Source organism: Arthrobacter sp. NicSoilB8, from assembly GCF_019977355.1.
In the GTDB taxonomy this organism is placed as follows: Bacteria; Actinomycetota; Actinomycetes; order Actinomycetales; family Micrococcaceae; genus Arthrobacter.
Map to the genome: position 1 here is coordinate 2466289 of NZ_AP024655.1, position 13191 is coordinate 2479479.

General features: G+C 67.4%; 14 protein-coding genes. 8 read left to right on the plus strand and 6 right to left on the minus strand.

The annotated features are described in order from the left end of the window. The first annotated feature begins 103 nt into the window (after positions 1–103). Positions 104–1075, plus strand: a complete 972-nt coding sequence (locus LDO15_RS11020) for a threonine/serine dehydratase (RefSeq protein WP_223978827.1) — start codon at positions 104–106, stop codon at positions 1073–1075. Here the strand turns inward: LDO15_RS11020 and LDO15_RS11025 are convergent. The 5 genes from LDO15_RS11025 to LDO15_RS11045 all read right to left on the minus strand — a co-directional run bounded on the left by LDO15_RS11025 (position 1050) and on the right by LDO15_RS11045 (position 6111). After that, positions 1050–2285: an acyltransferase gene (locus LDO15_RS11025; protein WP_223978828.1), complete on the minus strand. Its 1236-nt coding sequence runs from the start codon at positions 2283–2285 to the stop codon at positions 1050–1052. The genes LDO15_RS11020 and LDO15_RS11025 overlap by 26 nt on opposite strands. 349 nt (positions 2286–2634) lie before the next feature. Beyond that, positions 2635–3159, minus strand: a complete 525-nt coding sequence (locus LDO15_RS11030) for a hypothetical protein (RefSeq protein ID WP_223978829.1) — start codon at positions 3157–3159, stop codon at positions 2635–2637. A gap of 222 nt (positions 3160–3381) precedes the next feature. Continuing rightward, a complete protein-coding gene (locus LDO15_RS11035) occupies positions 3382–4326 on the minus strand; it encodes a COX15/CtaA family protein (protein ID WP_223978830.1) in 945 nt (314 codons plus the stop codon). Between the two features lie 7 nt (positions 4327–4333). After that, the gene (locus tag LDO15_RS11040) at positions 4334–5146 is read right to left on the minus strand and encodes an ABC transporter permease (RefSeq protein WP_223978832.1); all 813 of its coding nucleotides are present in this window, start codon (positions 5144–5146) and stop codon (positions 4334–4336) included. Then, positions 5143–6111 (minus strand): ABC transporter ATP-binding protein, encoded by a 969-nt coding sequence (locus tag LDO15_RS11045; RefSeq protein WP_223978834.1) that lies wholly within the window; start codon positions 6109–6111, stop codon positions 5143–5145. The genes LDO15_RS11040 and LDO15_RS11045 overlap by 4 nt, the downstream gene beginning before the upstream one ends. A gap of 106 nt (positions 6112–6217) precedes the next feature. On the opposite strand from LDO15_RS11045, the gene LDO15_RS11050 reads away from it, so the two are divergent. The 7 genes from LDO15_RS11050 to LDO15_RS11080 all read left to right on the plus strand — a co-directional run bounded on the left by LDO15_RS11050 (position 6218) and on the right by LDO15_RS11080 (position 12274). Beyond that, on the plus strand, positions 6218–7087 hold the full coding sequence (locus tag LDO15_RS11050; RefSeq protein WP_223978835.1) for a MarR family transcriptional regulator: 870 nt from the start codon (positions 6218–6220) through the stop codon (positions 7085–7087). Beyond that, entirely contained in the window at positions 7087–8550 is a 1464-nt protein-coding gene (gene sufB / locus LDO15_RS11055) for a Fe-S cluster assembly protein SufB (protein ID WP_223978836.1), read from the plus strand. Before LDO15_RS11050 ends, sufB begins: the two co-directional genes overlap by 1 nt. Then, the gene (gene sufD / locus LDO15_RS11060) at positions 8550–9836 is read left to right on the plus strand and encodes a Fe-S cluster assembly protein SufD (RefSeq protein WP_223978837.1); all 1287 of its coding nucleotides are present in this window, start codon (positions 8550–8552) and stop codon (positions 9834–9836) included. The genes sufB and sufD overlap by 1 nt, the downstream gene beginning before the upstream one ends. 31 nt (positions 9837–9867) lie before the next feature. Next, complete coding sequence (locus tag LDO15_RS11065) at positions 9868–10227, plus strand: non-heme iron oxygenase ferredoxin subunit (RefSeq protein ID WP_223917407.1); 360 nt, start codon at positions 9868–9870, stop codon at positions 10225–10227. A gap of 89 nt (positions 10228–10316) precedes the next feature. After that, complete coding sequence (gene sufC, locus LDO15_RS11070; protein ID WP_223978838.1) at positions 10317–11114, plus strand: Fe-S cluster assembly ATPase SufC; 798 nt, start codon at positions 10317–10319, stop codon at positions 11112–11114. Between the two features lie 13 nt (positions 11115–11127). Further along, the gene (locus LDO15_RS11075; RefSeq protein ID WP_018772973.1) at positions 11128–11460 is read left to right on the plus strand and encodes a metal-sulfur cluster assembly factor; all 333 of its coding nucleotides are present in this window, start codon (positions 11128–11130) and stop codon (positions 11458–11460) included. A gap of 214 nt (positions 11461–11674) precedes the next feature. Further along, positions 11675–12274, plus strand: coding sequence for a hypothetical protein (locus LDO15_RS11080; protein ID WP_223978839.1), 600 nt, complete (start codon positions 11675–11677; stop codon positions 12272–12274). Positions 12275–12288: 14 nt separating this feature from the next. Here LDO15_RS11080 and LDO15_RS11085 read toward each other — a convergent pair whose 3' ends face one another. After that, a complete protein-coding gene (locus LDO15_RS11085) occupies positions 12289–13176 on the minus strand; it encodes a neutral zinc metallopeptidase (protein WP_223978840.1) in 888 nt (295 codons plus the stop codon). Between the last annotated feature and the right edge of the window lie 15 nt (positions 13177–13191).

A 13191-nucleotide genomic window follows, 5' to 3' on the forward strand; every position in this document is an offset into this window, starting at 1 on the left:
GTCCTTCTTTGACCGATCGCTCCCTCATCTTTGGTGCGGGAGCGTTCGCTGTATCGGGATATCCTTACGGACCGAACGACCAACGCATTCCCGGGGAGAGCCAGTGATCAACCGCAGCGATGTGCTTCAGGCAAAGCGCCGCATCAGCGGCTACGTGCGGCACACGCCTTTGCTCCGCGGGGGTACGGCTGCGGCTCCCCTGTGGCTGAAGTGCGAATTCATGCAGCACACCGGCGTTTTCAAGGCCCGGGGAGCGTTCAACCGCCTCCTCGCTGCCCGTGAGCGCGGGGAGCTTGACCCCGGCGTCGGCGTAGTGGCGGCGTCCGGCGGGAACGCGGGCCTCGCCAATGCCTACGCCGCCGCGGCGCTGGGAGTTCCGGCGACCGTTTTCGTGCCGGAGAGCGCCCCGCGGCTAAAGGTTGAGCGCCTCCTCGGCTACGGGGCAACCGTTCGTCAGGTCGGCACCGAGTACGCGGACGCTTTCGCCGCCGCCACGCAGTTCGTGGAACAAAGCGGTGCCCTGTTCTGCCATGCCTATGACCAGCTCGAAATCGCGGCCGGGGCGGGCACCGTCGCCGAGGAGATTCTCCGGGATGAGCCCGGCATCGACACGATCATCGTCGCAGTGGGCGGCGGCGGGTTGTATGCGGGAGTGGCCGCGGCGGCCGAGGGCCGGGCCCGCATCGTCGCTGTTGAACCCTCCACCATCCCCACCTTGCATGCGGCCCTGGCGGCCGGCCATCCCGTCGATGTGGCCGTTTCCGGGGTTGCCGCGGATTCTCTGGGCGCCCGGCAGGTCGGCGGGATCGCTTTCGCGATGGCGTCACGAGTCCCCCCGGCTTCCGTGCTGGTGGACGATGCAGCAATCGTCGCCGCCCGGTCCCGGTTGTGGAGCGACTACCGGATTCCCGCCGAATATGGCGCCGCGGCGGCATTCGCCGCGCTCACATCCGGGGCCTATGTGCCGCGCGAGGGCGAACAGGTGGCCGTGATCGTCTGTGGAGCCAACACCGATCCGTGCACCCTGGAAGAGGGTCCCGGCGCCGGCATCACGCCGGGCGTGCGCCTGAACTGAGCGGGCGTCCGGTGCCGTGCGGAATCCGGCTCGCAGCCGCGGCCGGGCGCGCGTTGCCCGCAGCCGCCTCGGTGTCCGGTCCTGGCCGGGATGCGGTGTGGCTGGCGTTCGGCCTGGCGGCCGGCCCGGCTGTCGGGCCGGCGGGCGGGCGCTGCTCCGGATAGCGCTTGTCGAAGCGCTCCCGCCCGATGCGTCCCAGCTTTTCGACTGTGTGCCAACTGACGACGGCGATCAACAGGGTCAGCACGATGGCCGACACCGCCACGAGCGGCTGAAGGTCGGCCGTCGATCCGCCGTTCAGCCAGAGGATGACGACGTAGTTCCAGAGGTAGGCGGCGTAGGAAACTGTTCCCAGCAGTTGGGCCGGGCGCGTCCATTTCGGCATCGCGGCGGTGCGGGAGGCGGCAAGAGCCACCAGGACGGCGGAAGCAGCCATGGCCAGCGGACCGCCGATGAAGAAGAAGGCGGGCGTCTCGTTGGCTTTCGGGAAGTAGGCCAGCGCGGCCAGGACAACGACCGCGCCGAGCAGGGCCGCGCGCCTGAACCGCCGGCCGGAGAACCACCCAAAGACGTGGACCCGGTACAGGCGCAGGGCCGAACCGATGATGAGTCCCAGCCCCCACGTGGTCGGCAGGGCATAGACCAGGGAGTGCAGCTGCGGGGCCAGGATCAGCATCGCCAGCACGCTCGCGCTCATGAGGGACACGGCGACGGCTGCAGACCAGCCGATGAGCCGTCCCTGACGGTTGCGCCGCAGGGCGAGCACCAGCAGGGCGGGCCAGACCAGGTAGAACTGTTCTTCCACCGCCAGGGTCCAGAGCGGGCCGATGGCCATGCTGACGTCGAACGGCAGGGGTATGTCCTTGAGGTAGCCGAGCCCGGCGAGGACGGTGTATCCGACGATCCCCTTGGACCGGTCGCCGAGGACGTCTGTGGCCAATTCAACGGTTGCGTAGACGCCCAGGAGCGAGACCAGCGCCGGCACCAGCCGGAAGGCCCTGTGCGCGTAGAAGCGCCCGTACCGGATTTTCCGGTGCCGTTCGACGTCCCTGAGCAGCACGTTGGTGATCAGGTAGCCGCTCAGCACGAAGAAGACAATGACGCCGACGATGCCTGCACCTTGAAAGATGCCCGGCCAGGAATGTCCGAGCAGGACGGCGCCAACGGCAGCGCCGCGCAGAACGTCCAGGCCGTCGAGCCGCGGTCGCACTGCAGGGGGTTGGGCTGTAGTTTTTTGGGCTGTGTTTTGTTGGGCGGCCGTTGCGGCCCTTTCACCGACTAGTAACGCCACGTGACCTCCGGTGCCTCTGTCTGGCCGGCTCACGATTTCAGCTGAATCGAGGCAAAACCGAGCCGTTCCTCTTCTCACGAATCTGCATGAATGTGAATGGGGCGCCAGTCCTGCGCCTCATCCCAGTATCCCAGACTTGGCTGGACGAGACCTGACTCCGGCCCGGAAGGCCCAGGTTGCGGGGGCTGCGGGGATGCTTTTCGTCGTCGGTTCCGGTTGCCCGGCAGGCACGGAACCGCTGGTTCCGCACGGCGCGGCGCACGCCGGCTCAGAGGTTATGCGCCAGAAGCTCCAGCCCGATCACCAACAGGCTCAACACGACTTCGGCGAACATGATGGCGGCCTTGTGATGGATCGGGATCTCGAGGCGCCGGATCGCGAGGAACCCGACGACCGCGAGTGAGACGACGAGAACGGCGATCGCCCACCCAAGAGCAGCAGCGGTCGACAACAGTCCGAGTCCGGCCGCCCCGAGCAGGAGCAGCGGGGTGACCAGGACACCGAGACCGTCGGCGCTGACCGCGATCATATGGTGCAGCTCAGCACCGGTGGGGAGCTTCGAATGGACGGTCAGGTGGCTCAGGAGGTCGGCTACGAAGATCCCCAGCAGCGAGCCGACCACCACGATGCTGAGCGTGGCCGCCGCGGCGGCGGGGGTGGTCTCGTCCGCGTGGCTCCGCAGCGCCAGCACCACAGCCAGGCTCGTGAAGATGATGTAAACGCGCTCTTTGAGGCTCGCCGCGCGCTGGCGGGCCGAGGGGGTGGTAGGAGCGGCCGGTTCGATCGCATTCATGTGAGAAGGCCTTCCGGTAAGCGTCACAGGAGTGAACGAACTCATGCCCACGGCCGCAACGGTCCAAATCCATGCCATCCCATAGTGCTCCCGAATGATGCTCCTGAAAATCCCGCCGGGCCCAGACCGAAGCAACGCGGGGTCACCTACCGCCCATCCCGACGGTTCGGATGGGCGGTAGGTGACCCCGCGTTGCTTGTTGGGGCAGGTGTTGGGGGAGGGCTATTTCACCGGGCTGTAGCGGGCCAGGTCTGCGGCGTTGGTGGCCGCGCTCATCAGCAGGGCCGCCGCCAGCATGTGCGCGCCGACCAGCAGCGCCGGGATGCCGTTGTAGTACTGCGTGAAGCCGATGACCGCCTGGAGCACCGTGACGCCCAGCAGCATGAACACCGCGGAACGGAACGGCCCCGGGATCCGGCCGCGGAGCACGAGGAACAGCCCGAACAGCGCACCGGCGGTCACCAGGTAGGCCGGCACGGCGTGGATGTGCGCGAACAGGTCCCAGTCGAGGTCGTTCCGCGGGGCATTGGCGTCGCCGGCGTGAGGTCCGGCCCCGGTCACCACGACGCCCAGGCAGACGGCCAGGGCGGAGAAGAACGCGACGGCGGCCATCACCGGGCGTGCGGCGCCCGGCAGGGCGGGAAGCTGGACGGTCCCGGCCTTGCCCGTGCGGCCGTACGCCCGGTTCACCAGAAGCGTCGCGAGGACCACGAGGGCCATGGACACCAGGAAGTGCAGGCCCACGACCCACGGGTTCAGCTGGGTCAGCACCGTGATGCCGCCGATCACAGCCTGGGCAGGGATGCTGGCGAGCAGCCCCAAAGCCAGCAGGAAGAGGTCGCGGCGTTCCTTGCGGAGGTTCCACAGGTAGACGAGCATCATCACCGCGACGGCGGCCAGCGCGAACGTCAGGAGCCGGTTGCCGAATTCGATGATGCCGTGGAAGCCCATTTCCGGCGTGGTCGCGAGCGACGCCTCGGTGCAGCGCGGCCAGGTGGGGCAACCCAGGCCCGAGGCCGTCAGCCGGACGGCGCCGCCGGTCACCACCAGGACAATCTGGCCGATGAGGGACAAGACGGCCAGTCGCCTGACCTTGTTGTCGACGCTGACGGGCAGCCGGGAGGTGAACCCGGAAATGATCCGGGGAGTGCGTGACGCCGTGCTCACAGTATTCTCAATTCCACTTGAACCAACGGAGTGCTGCGCCGCCGGCGATCGCCGTCCAGAGCAGCAGGACAAGTACGGCACCGGCGTTGACGCTGCCGTACAGGAACGCATCCCGCAGCGCCTGGCCCAGCGCGCCGGAGGGGAGGAAGTGCACCACGGCTTGCGCCAGTGCCGGGAGCCGTTCGGCCGGGAGGACGATCCCGCCGAGTGCGCCGAGCAGGATCCAGAGCAGGTTGGTGATGGCCAGGGTCGCCTCCGGCCGGACCGTCCCGGCAACGAGCAGCCCCAGCGCCGTGAAGGACGCGGCGCCCAGAACCAGTATTGCCATCCCGGGCAGCCAGCCCGCGGCATTGGGTTGCCAGCCGAGCATCAGGGCCACGGCCGTCACCACGAGCACCTGGAGGAACAATACGGCCAGGACGGCCAGGATCTTGCCCGCAATGAGCCCGGTGCGGCCCAGGGGAGTGGTGGAGAGAAAGCGCAGGACGCCGTAGCGGCGGTCGAAGCCGGTGGCAATGCCCTGCCCCGTGAAGGCCGTGGACATGGCGCACAGGGCCAGGATGCCGGGGACGGCAATGTTGATGCGGCTTGAGCCGAGGCCGTCCAGCAGCGGGGTCACTGTCAGGCCGACCATGGCCAGCAACGGCAGAACGATCGCGAGGATCAGCTGCTCGCCGTTGCGGAGCATGGTGATGGTTTCGTACTGGCCTTGCAACAGGATGCGGCGCAGCAGCGGAGCGGGTTCGCTGCCCCGTGCCGTGCGCGGCGCGCTGCCCAGGGGTGCGCTTCCCAGGGGGGCGCCGCCGGAAACGCGGGTCATCGGATCTCCCTTCCGGAGATGTCCAGGAAGACGTCCTCGAGGCTGCGTGCCTCAAGGCTCAGCGACCGGGGCATGATCCCTCGGGCCGCCCACCACGCGGTGATCGCGGCGAGGTCGGCGGGGGTGAGGGCGCCCGTGGCGGCGTAGCTGCCGGCCCGCGCCTCGGTGACGTCGACGCCGTCGGGCAGCACGCCGGTGAAGTCCAGGCCGGGCTCGGTTTCGAACAGCAGGGTGCGGATGTGCTGCCCGTCGCCGCCGGCGGGAAGCTCGTGCCGCAGGAGCTGGGCGACGGTGCCCTCGGCGACGTTACGGCCGGCGTCGATGATGTAGACGTAATCGGCCAGGCGCTGGGCGTCGTCCATGAGGTGGGTGGTCAGGATGATTCCCATCCCGCTGTTGCGCAGCTCGGAGATGAGGTCGAAGACCATCTGGCGGGACTGCGGGTCCAGGCCGGCGCTTGGCTCGTCGAGGAAGAGGACTTCCGGGTTGCCGACCAGCGCCGCGGCCAGGGCAAGGCGCTGCTTCTGCCCGCCGGACAGGCGCCGCACCGAGGTGCGGCTGAAGGAGTCGATTCCCAGGCGCCCGATGAGTTCATCCACGGGCCACGGGTCCTGGTACATGCCGGCGATGTGCCGCAGCAGGGGGATGGGGCGGGCTGACGGGGGCAGGCCGCCGTCCTGCAGCATGACCCCGACGCGGGCCCGGAGTCCGGCCCCCGCGGAATCCGGATCCTGGCCGAGCAGGCTGATGCTGCCGGAGGTGCGCTTCTGCAACCCCTGCGCGCATTCGATGGTGGTGGTTTTGCCGGCGCCGTTGGCACCGAGCAGGGCTGTTACCTGGCCGCGTTCGGCAACGAGGGACAGGCCGCTGACCACGCGCAGCATCTTGCCGTCGAGAGTGGGCAGTGGACCAACATCCTTAACGAGCCCGCTGATGGTCAGAACGGGGGATTCGGGAGATCGCACCACAGCATTCTACGGGATGTAGTACGACGTTCCCCCGGGGAGACCTCACGCGCAGGCAAGCCATGCCTTACTGGATCGCCGGAGTAAATTACGACATGATTGTGTTGTGTATTCCATGAGTTCCTCTGCGTCCGCTGCCGTCCCCGGCCGCGGCGCCGCGCGCGTCGGGTCCGCCCGGGCGCACGTGGCCGTCGTGCCGGACGCAGTTCCCGCGGCCGGCGGCAGCCACCCCCACGACGCCGAAGAGCGCACGCGTGACCGCGTCCTCAACGCCGTGCTGGAGCATGGACCCATCAGCGCCGCCGAACTCGGCGACCTCCTGGGCTTCACCCCGGCCGCCGTTCGCCGCCACCTCGACCACCTCTCGCGCAGCGGCGTCATTGAGGTCAAGCGGGCTGCCCGTGCCGGCGCCGGAGCCGGGCGTCCCGCCCGCCGCTACGTCCTGAGCTCCCAGGGCCAGTCGAACCTGGGCAACGACTACCTCGACATCGCCACGGTGGCGCTGCGGCGCCTGGGCGAGGCCGCAGGCCCCGAGGCGGTGCGGCAGTTCGCCGTCGAACGGTTCGCCGACATGGAACGCCGCTACGCGCCCGAGATCGAGCAGGCCGGACCGGACATCACGGCCCGCGCGCACGCCCTCTCCGAGGCGCTGAGCCGCGACGGTTTCGTTGCCTCGGCGCAGTCGATTGAAGCCAAGGCGCCGCTACCGGCCGCCCTCTCCAGCGTCCAGCTTTGCCAGGGGCACTGCCCCATCCAGCACCTGGCGGCCCAGTTCCCCGTGTTCTGCGATGTGGAGACCGAAGTGTTCTCCCGGCTGGTCGGCGTCGATGTGCGCCGGCTGTCCACCCTCGCGCGCGGCGGGCATGTCTGCACCACCCACATACCTACGGGCCGTCCGGCCGCCGTCGGGGCTCCCAGCCCCGCAGCCCCGGGCAACCCGGACGAAGTATCCAACCATCTGCAAGAAAGGCCGTGATGACGGACCAACTATCAGAGAAGAAGGTTGCTGACTCTACTGTGATTTCGGAGATTCTCGAGAAGAATCCCGAGCTCCACGGAATCGGCACCTACGAGTACGGCTGGGCCGACAAGAACGACGTCGGGGCCAACGCCCGCCGCGGCATCGATGAAGACGTTGTCCGCGACATTTCGGCCAAGAAGAGCGAGCCGGAATGGATGCTGGACCTCCGCCTCAAGGGCCTGAAGTACTTCGACCGCAAGCCCATGCCCACGTGGGGTGCGGACCTCTCCGGCATCGACTTCGACAACATCAAGTACTTCGTGCGGTCCACCGAGAAGCAGGCCGCCACGTGGGAAGACCTCCCCGAGGACATCCGCAACACGTACGAGAAGCTGGGCATCCCGGAAGCCGAGCGCAGCCGCCTGGTTTCGGGCGTCGCGGCCCAGTACGAGTCCGAGGTTGTCTACCACCAGATCCGTGAGGACCTGGAACAGCAGGGCGTCATCTTCCTGGACACCGACACCGCGCTGCGCGAGCACCCGGAGATCTTCCAGGAGTACTTCGGCACCATCATCCCGGTGGGCGACAACAAGTTCGCCTCGCTGAACACGGCCGTCTGGTCCGGCGGATCCTTCGTGTACGTGCCCAAGGGCGTCCACGTGGACATCCCGCTGCAGGCCTACTTCCGCATCAACACGGAAAACATGGGCCAGTTCGAGCGCACGCTGATCATCGCCGACGAGGACTCCTACGTCCACTACATCGAAGGCTGCACCGCGCCGATCTACACCTCCGACTCGCTGCACTCCGCCGTCGTGGAGATCATCGTGAAGAAGGGCGCCCGCGTCCGCTACACGACCATCCAGAACTGGTCCACGAACGTGTACAACCTGGTCACCAAGCGTGCCATCTGCGAAGAGGGCGCCACCATGGAGTGGATCGATGGCAACATCGGCTCCAAGGTCACCATGAAGTACCCGGCCGTCTACCTCGTCGGCGAGGGGGCCAAGGGCGAGACCCTGTCCATCGCGTTCGCCGGCGAAGGCCAGCACCAGGACACCGGTTCCAAGATGGTCCACATCGCGCCCAACACCAAGAGCTCGATCATCTCCAAGTCCGTGGCCCGCGGCGGCGGCCGCGCCGCCTACCGCGGCCTGGTCCAGGTCCGTGAAGGCGCCAAGCACTCGGCCAACACGGTCCGCTGCGACGCCCTGCTGGTGGACACCATCAGCCGCTCGGACACCTACCCGTACATCGACATCCGCGAGGACGACGTCACCATGGGCCACGAGGCCACGGTCTCGCGCGTCAGCGAAGAACAGCTGTTCTACCTGATGTCCCGCGGCATGCGCGAAGACGAAGCCATGGCGATGATCGTCCGCGGCTTCATCGAGCCCATTGCCCGCGAACTGCCGATGGAATACGCCCTCGAGCTGAACCGCCTGATTGAACTGCAGATGGAAGGATCGGTCGGTTAATGACTGACATCACTACTGAAAAGGCCCGCATCGGCGCGCCCTCAGCCCAGCCGTTCATCAACGGTTTCACCGAGGAAGGCGAGAGCCTTTCGCCGCTGAACGCCGCGGAGTCCAAGTCACCGCTGGCCGGCGAAGCCGTCAAACGCCACTCGCACGGCGGCGGCGTCGGCATCCCGGACAGCTCCCGCGCCGGACGCCTGACCTCCTACAAGCTGGCAGACTTCAAGCCGCTGACCGGCATGGAGGAAGACTGGCGGTTCACCCCGCTCAAGCGCCTTCGTGGCCTCCACACCGAAGTCCTCAACGGCGCCGCACCGGCCGTGAGCGTCACCGCCCCGGACAGCGTCACGGTGGAGACTGTCGGCCGCGACGACCGCAGGATCGGCTCCGCCGCCATCCCCGAGGACCGCGTCTCCGCCAACGCCTGGGAGAACTTCACCGAGGCCACCGTCATCACGGTCCCCGCCGAGGTCCAGGCCGACGGCGAGGTCAGCGTCCTGCTGACCGGACAGGGCACTGAGGCGTCCGCGCAGCACGTTGTGATCATCGCCGAAAAGTTCTCCAAGTCCGTCGTCGTCCTGGACCACCAGGGCACCGCGGTCGTCTCGGAAAACATCGAGATCCTCGTTGAAGACGGCGCGCAGCTCACCGTCATCTCGCTCCAGGAATGGAACGACGACGCCGTGCACGCATCCTCCCAGCAGGCGAAGCTCGGCCGCGACGCGAAGTTCAAGCACATTGTCGTCAGCCTCGGCGGCGACCTCGTGCGCGTCACGCCCTCGGCACGCTTCACCGCCCCGGGCGCCGAAGTGGAACTCTTCGGCCTGTACTTCGCCGACGCCGGCCAGCACCTCGAACAGCGCCTGTTCGTGGACCACGCCGTCGCCAACTGCAAGTCCAACGTGCTGTACAAGGGCGCACTCCAGGGCCGCAACGCCCACACCGTGTGGGTAGGCGACGTCCTAATCCGCAAGGAAGCCGAGGGCACCGACACGTACGAGGCCAACCGCAACCTCGTCCTGACCGACGGCGCCCGCGCGGACTCCGTGCCGAACCTTGAGATCGAGACCGGCCTCATCGCCGGCGCCGGCCACGCCAGCGCCACGGGACGGTTCGATGACCAGCACCTGTTCTACCTGATGGCCCGCGGCATTCCGGAAGAGGTGGCCCGCCGCCTGGTGGTCCGCGGCTTCCTGAACGAGATCATCCAGCAGATCAAGGTTCCGGCCATCGAGGAGCGCCTCACGGACGCTGTCGAGCGCGAACTCGCGGCAACGAACAACTAGCGCGCAGCACTAGAGAACACGGAATACATCAATGACTGAACAGCCAAAGGGCGAGCTGGTCTGCAACGCCAGCGAGATCCAACTCAAGCAGGCGCTGCGGATCCTGATCGACGACTACCCCGTCGCGATCGTAAAGGACTCGATGGGGGAGATCCACGCCATCGGCGACACCTGCTCGCATGCGGACATCTCGCTCTCCGAAGGAGAGGTCGAAGGCTGCAAGATCGAGTGCTGGGGCCACGGTTCCCAGTTCGACCTGCGCAGCGGTGAGCCGCTCCAGCTGCCGGCCTATGATCCTGTTCCTGTCTTTGCCGTGACCGTCCTGGATGACGAGGTCTATGTGGACTTCACCAATGTCCTGAACGGCGCCGAGGCCCCGAACTTCAGCTAGCTGCCGGCAGCCGGCAACTAGCACCACAACACTTATCGACAAGAAACCGCACCATGCCGGAGGGCACGGTGCAGAGGAGAACAAGGCACATGTCTACTCTTGAGATCAAGGACCTGCACGTCAGCATTGACACCGAGCAGGGCACCAAGGAAATCCTGAAGGGCGTCAGCCTGACCATCAGGACCGGCGAGACGCACGCCATCATGGGCCCGAACGGTTCCGGCAAGTCCACCCTCGCGTCCACGATCGCGGGTCACCCGCGCTACAACGTCACCTCGGGCTCGATTACGCTCGACGGCGAAGACGTCCTCGCGATGAGCGTCGACGAGCGCGCCCGCGCCGGACTGTTCCTGGCCATGCAGTACCCCGTCGAGGTTCCCGGCGTGAGCATGACGAACTTCCTGCGCACGGCCAAGACGGCCATCGACGGCGAGGCACCCAAGCTGCGCACCTGGACGAAGGACGTCAAAGCCGCCATGGCGCAGCTGCGCATCGACGCCGACTTCACCCAGCGCAACGTCAACGAAGGCTTCTCCGGCGGCGAGAAGAAGCGCGTGGAGATCCTCCAGCTGGAGCTCTTCAAGCCGAAGTTCGCCATCCTCGACGAGACCGATTCCGGCCTCGACGTCGATGCACTGAAGGTTGTCTCCGAGGGCGTCAACCGCGCCCACGCCGCAGGCAACATGGGCACCCTGCTCATCACGCACTACACCCGGATCCTGCGCTACATCAAGCCGGAATTCGTGCACGTGTTCGTTGACGGCCAGGTTGTGGAAGAAGGCGGCCCGGAACTCGCCGACCGCCTCGAAGAAGAAGGCTACGACCGCTACGCCACCGGCGCAGGGGCGGCCACCATCGCTGCCGCTGACGCTGCAGCCCAGGCCTAGTTAGGACTTCACGATGACCGAACTCAATGTGGCCCGCACGGGCCTCGAGGATGTTGAAGAGGCACTCAAGGATGTGATCGACCCGGAACTCGGGGTCAACATCGTTGATCTTGGCCTGCTCTACGGTCTGAAGTATTCAGACGACGACGGCGCCCTGCTGATCGACATGACGCTCACCACGGCCGCCTGCCCGCTCACCGACGTGATCGAGGAGCAGGTCGGCAAGGCCCTGGACGGGATTGTGGACGACTGGCGGCTGAACTGGGTGTGGATGCCGCCATGGGGTCCGGAACGGATCACCGAAGACGGGCGCGACCAGATGCGCGCACTGGGCTTCAACATCTAGGTCCGCACCGCCTCCCTGTCCTCGCTTCGCTCGGCCAGGGAACCCTCGGCGGCAGAGGCCCCTAATCACTACGACGCCGGCCCCGCCTCACCAAGGCGGGGCCGGCGTCGTCGTCTGTTCCTTTAATGCCGTTGCGGTGGTCTGATAAAGACAACGAGCCCAGCGCGGTCCCCGGCCGCGGACTGGGCATACCGTCGAGAGGAGGCACGCCGGATTGGTTGCCACCCCACCGCCGCGGCCGCCCGGTGCTGCCGGGGACTTCGTCGTCGTCGAGGACAGCGGCGAGTTCTCCTACTACCGGTCCAGGGAAGACCTCCTGGCCGACCTTGAATATGTCGGCGAGGCCCCGTGCATCATCGACCGTGCCGCCACCACCTACCGGCTTGAGCTGGACGAGAACCGCCACCTACGGATGGGACCACCCCTTGGCCAGGTGGAATTCCACTGGCTCCGCCAGGCCCTGGCCGACGCCCGCGAGGTGCATCCGGAACGGCACCGGCTGCAACGGGCCGAAACGACCGGCCTCGCCGACCTCGTGGCCGGCCTCTTCGAGACGCTGCAGCTGGAACGCGGAACCGACGCCGAGCTCGGGCTGTGGGCCCTGGAAATCGACGGGCTTGCGACGCGGCGCAACGCACTGGCCGACGTCGACCGCCTCCTGGCCGGGAACGAGCACCTCGACACCGTCCGCGTGACCGACCCGTTCGGACACCAGTACCTGCCCGTGTGGCACCCGCGGCACCGGCACATCGGCCACGCCGGATACCTCACGTACGTCGAAGTCCCGGCGCGGCGCGGGCCGGGACGCCGGTAAGTCCCAGGACCGCGCTACGGCGTTGCCACCGCAAACGTGTCGCACTTGTTGATGTCCCCGGTCGTGAAGCCCTGGTAGAACCACTTCTGCCGCTGCGCACTGGACCCGTGGGTCCAGGCCTCGGGCGAGACCCGGCCCGTCGCGGCCTTCTGGATGCGGTCGTCGCCCACCGCCGAGGCGGCCGACAGCGCATCCCGTACGTCCTGGTCCGTGAAGGGCTCCAAGTAGGGCTGGCCGTTCTTGGGGTCCGGCTGCGTGGTGGCATAGTGGGCCCACAGCCCCGCGTAGCAGTCGGCCTGGAGTTCCACCCGGACGCCCCCGGATCGGGGGCCCTGGGGATCCTGCTGCGCACGGTCCAGATCACCCAGCAGGTTCTGGACGTGATGGCCGAATTCGTGGGCCACCACATATTCCTGGGCCAGCGGGCCGCCGGAGGAGCCGAACCGGTCCACGAGTTCCTGGAAGAACCCCGGATCGAAGTATGCCGTCGTGTCGACGGGACAGTAGAACGGTCCCACTTCCGAGGTAGCGGCGCCGCAGCCGGTATTGGTGCCGCCCGTGAAGATCACGGCCTTGGGCCGCGGGTATTTCGTGTTGTACTGCGCCAGATACGCCGGCCAGAACGCGTTCAGGCTGTTGACCGTGCCGGTGATCCTGCAGTCGAGGCGGGCGTCGGCGTCGGCGCCGGTCTGGCAGGCGGGGGCAGACCCCTGGCTCTGCGACTGGGGCTCCTGAGCCGTGCCGGCCAGGCCCTCGAGGAGCTGGGGGTTGATGCCGAACAGGGCGGCGAGCAGCAGGATGATGCCGCCGCCGATCCCGCCGCCGATCATGGGGCCGCGGCCCATCCCTCGGCGGTCCTGGACCTGCGACGGATCCAGCGGGGCGTTGTCGTTGAAGCTCATGGAGTCACAATATCC